Raw genomic sequence first — 3631 nt, forward strand, 5'->3', positions numbered from 1 at the left:
ATCAAGCCGCTATTGTGTAATCGAGACCGATATCGGCAGCCGGTGCGCTCTGCGTAATGCGGCCGACGGAGACGTAAGTAACTCCCGTTTCCGCGATCGCACGGATGGTATCGAGCCGCACGCCACCTGACGCTTCGATCGGCACGCGGCCCGCAACCAGCGCCACACCCTCGCGCAGCATTTCGACCGACATATTGTCGAAGAGCAGCCGATCGGCGCCTGCCTTCAGTGCCGGCTCGATCTGGTCGATTGTGTCGACTTCGACTTGGACCGGGAGTGCTGACTTGCCCGCCTTGGCCGCGCGCACGGCCGCCTCGATCGAGCCGCAGATCGCGACATGATTGTCCTTGATCAGGATGCCGTCGTCGAGCCGCATACGATGATTGTGCGCCCCGCCCATGCGGGCAGCATATTTCTCAATTGCGCGCAGGCCGGGTATGGTCTTGCGGGTGTCGAGCAGGATGCACGACGTGCCCGCGATCATGTTGGCATAGCTTCGAGTAAGGGTGGCAATACCGGTGAGGTGCTGCAGCGTGTTCAGCGCCGAGCGCTCCGCCGACAACATCGGGCGGGCGCGACCCTCCACGCGCATGATCGGGGCACCCGCCTGGAGCTCATCTCCATCCCTGGCAAGCCGCTCGACCCGGACATCGGGATCAAGGGCCTCGAAGAAGACCTGGGCGAGATCGATGCCCGCAACGGCAATCTGCTCGCGAGTCTGGATCGTCGCGATCAGCCGTGCGTCGGCGGGGATGGTGAGGTCGGTGGTGACATCACCACCTAGCCCCAGATCCTCCTTGAGTACGGACTGGACGAAATGACTGACGGCATCCGCGTCGAGCCCGGCAATGGGCGGCAGGGACATCATCAAGCGCGGACGTCCCCGAGAGCGTCGACATCTGTCGATACGGTCCGCATGATATCCGCCTCTTCGTCCGAGACATTGAGCAGCCGCCAGTCGGTGCCCTTAGGCACGATGCCTTCGAACGACATGAGCTTGGCGTTCGGAATGTGCGGCTCGGTCGTGCCGATCGCCGGCTCGCCCTTTTCCACCGCCTGCGCGGCGCGGTACATCTGTGTGCGGAACGTGAAGATCGCCTTGTCGCTCGACCCCAGGCGATCATCGCCACGATCGGCGAGCGTACCCATCGATTCCCACATCGCCATGTCCTGCGCCGGGATGCCGTAGATACCGGTGAAATCGCCGTCCTTCATGGCTACGCGATCCTGGAGATAGTTGTTTCCTGCGTTGCGCATCTTTTTGAAGGTGATCGGCTCGACATCCTTGCCGATCTCGGCACCGCAGAATTTGCGCCATGCGTCGGTCGAAATGCCTTTTTCGGGATGCCAGGCGACCCAGTAGAACATCGTGTTCTCATCATCGATCGGGACCAGCATCTGGCTCAGATGATATTGGTCATTCGATGGAATGTGGACGGTATAGGGCGCCACATAGAGTGTCATGCGGATATAATCAGTGGCATCGGCGTCGACGATCGGCTTGCGGATCGCGACATAGCGGAAGCCAAAGCTGGTCTTCTGGACCTCAAGGCGTGGCGCCTTGTCGGCCGACGGCCGTAGCCAGGCGGTGTCGGTCGCGGTCGATCCGCTGACCTCGGTTGCCGTCGGCATGTTGGACGAGTGCAGGCTCGAACTGTGCGCCGAGTCGATGGAGCCTTCGAGCACCTGTGCCCAGTTGCATGCGCCATGCATCTTCACGATGCTGATCTTGTCGTCCGGTACGGTCGCCCAGTTGGGCTTGTCGAACGGCGTCACCTGATCGGGATTGCCCATCCACACCCAGACGAACCCGCCGGCCTCCTGGACCGGATAGGCCTTGGTCTTCATCGTGCTGCGCAGCTTGGCGTCGACCGGCTCGGACGACATGTCGATGGCGTTGCCGTTCACGTCGAACTTCCAGCCATGATAGAGGCAACGCAGGCCGCATTCCTCGTTGCGGCCAAAGGCCAGCGACGCGCGGCGGTGCGGGCATTGCTCGTCAAGCGCGCCCAGACGACCCTTGCTGTCGCGGAACACCACCATATTCTCGCCGAGGAGGCGGACGCGCAGCGGCGTACAATCCGGTTCGGCCACCTCTTCGGACATGCACGCGGGCATCCAGTGCTGGCGCATCAGCCTGCCCATCGGCGCGCTGCCCTCGACTCGGGCGAGGATGTCATTTTGTTGGGGTGTCATCGCCTATCCTTATCGCAAAGTGGCTGTGCCAAGGCGCCGTGCCACGAAGGTGTTTCATCCACTTCTTGAAAACACTTCTACATAGAAGTATTGTGCGTTTCAAGCGGGCCGCATTTCAAGGACCGACCTGGCAGATCGAGGATAAACATGAAGGCACTTCGGATCGGCATTGTCGGCCTTGGCCGGGGGTTCATGCTGACGCTTCCGGCGTTGCGCGCGCACCCACGGGTCGAGATCGCCGCGGCGTTCGATCTGCGCGCGTCCCCACGTGCTCAATTCACGCGCGAGTTCGGAGCCAAGTCATATGAAAGCCTGGAGGGGTTGCTCGCCGCCGATATTGATGCCGTCTATATCGCGACGCCACACGAACTGCACGCGACGCAGGCAATCGCGGCCCTCGGTGCGGGCAAGCATGTTCTGGTCGAAAAGCCGATGGCGATCTCTGTCGCCGAGTGCGTCGCGATGGAAGCGGCGGCACGCCGGGCCGGCAAACTGCTCCTGGTCGGCCCCAGCCATGGCTTTGATGCCCCGGTCCGCCGAGCCGCCGAGTTGATCGCCAGCGGCGGCTTTGGTGCGGTGCGGCAACTCACGGCGATGAACTTCACCGATTTCATGTATCGGCCGCGTCGCCCCGAAGAGCTGGACAGCGCGCGTGGTGGGGGCGTTGTCTACAGTCAAGCCGCTCACCAAATTGACGTGGCGCGGCGGCTTGTCGGACGCGATGTGACATTCGTGCGCGCGGTTGCGGGCAATTGGGATTCCAGTCGCCCGAGCGAGGGCGCATATGCCGCGATGATGGGATTCGAGGGTGGGGCTGTCGCATCGCTGACGTACAGTGGCTACGCCCATTATGATTCCGACGAACTGGTTAATTGGATATCGGAACTCGGCCGCGAGAAGGATCCGGAGCAATACGGTGACACGCGGCGCGCGCTCAGGAACCTCGAACCAGCGACCGAAAGCGCTGCCAAGATACGCCGAGCGTATGGCGAGGACGGCGCATCGACCAGCGAACCGCCGGCGCCGTATCATGAGCATTTCGGCTTTGTGCTGGTCAGTTGCGAACGCGCCGATCTCAAGCTCTCGCCCCAAGGCATCACGCTCTATGGCGATGAACACCGTGAGTTTCTCGCGATCGATCCGCCAAGCCTGCCGCGGGTCGAGGTCATCGATGAATTCGTTGAAGGCGCACTCGGTCTGGTCCAGCCGATCCATGATGGCCGCTGGGGCGTGAAGACGGTGGCGTGCTGCGCAGCCCTACTCGAATCGAGCCGCACCGGCAGCGAAATCGCACCCACAGCCATGATTATCGACACTTTGGAGGCCGTTTCCGTATGACTAGATTGAACCTCTCGCTCGCCTGTTGGGGCTATGATCGCACCGAGGCGCTGCTGTCGCAGACGGTCCGCCCCGATGGGATCGATCTCAACTTTCA

General features: G+C 62.2%; 3 protein-coding genes. 1 reads left to right on the plus strand and 2 read right to left on the minus strand.

Going from position 1 to position 3631, the window contains the following annotated elements:
- Position 1: 1 nt before the first annotated feature.
- Positions 2-868, minus strand: coding sequence for a carboxylating nicotinate-nucleotide diphosphorylase (gene nadC / locus AX703_RS12755; protein ID WP_062344525.1), 867 nt, complete (start codon positions 866-868; stop codon positions 2-4).
- Positions 868-2196, minus strand: a complete 1329-nt coding sequence (locus tag AX703_RS12760) for a Rieske 2Fe-2S domain-containing protein (protein WP_062344527.1) — start codon at positions 2194-2196, stop codon at positions 868-870. The genes nadC and AX703_RS12760 overlap by 1 nt, the downstream gene beginning before the upstream one ends.
- 147 nt (positions 2197-2343) lie before the next feature.
- On the opposite strand from AX703_RS12760, the gene AX703_RS12765 reads away from it, so the two are divergent.
- Entirely contained in the window at positions 2344-3534 is a 1191-nt protein-coding gene (locus tag AX703_RS12765; protein ID WP_062344530.1) for a Gfo/Idh/MocA family protein, read from the plus strand.
- Positions 3535-3631: the final 97 nt, after the last annotated feature.

This window comes from Novosphingobium sp. CCH12-A3, from assembly GCF_001556015.1.
GTDB classification, from domain to species: domain Bacteria; phylum Pseudomonadota; class Alphaproteobacteria; order Sphingomonadales; family Sphingomonadaceae; genus Novosphingobium; species Novosphingobium subterraneum.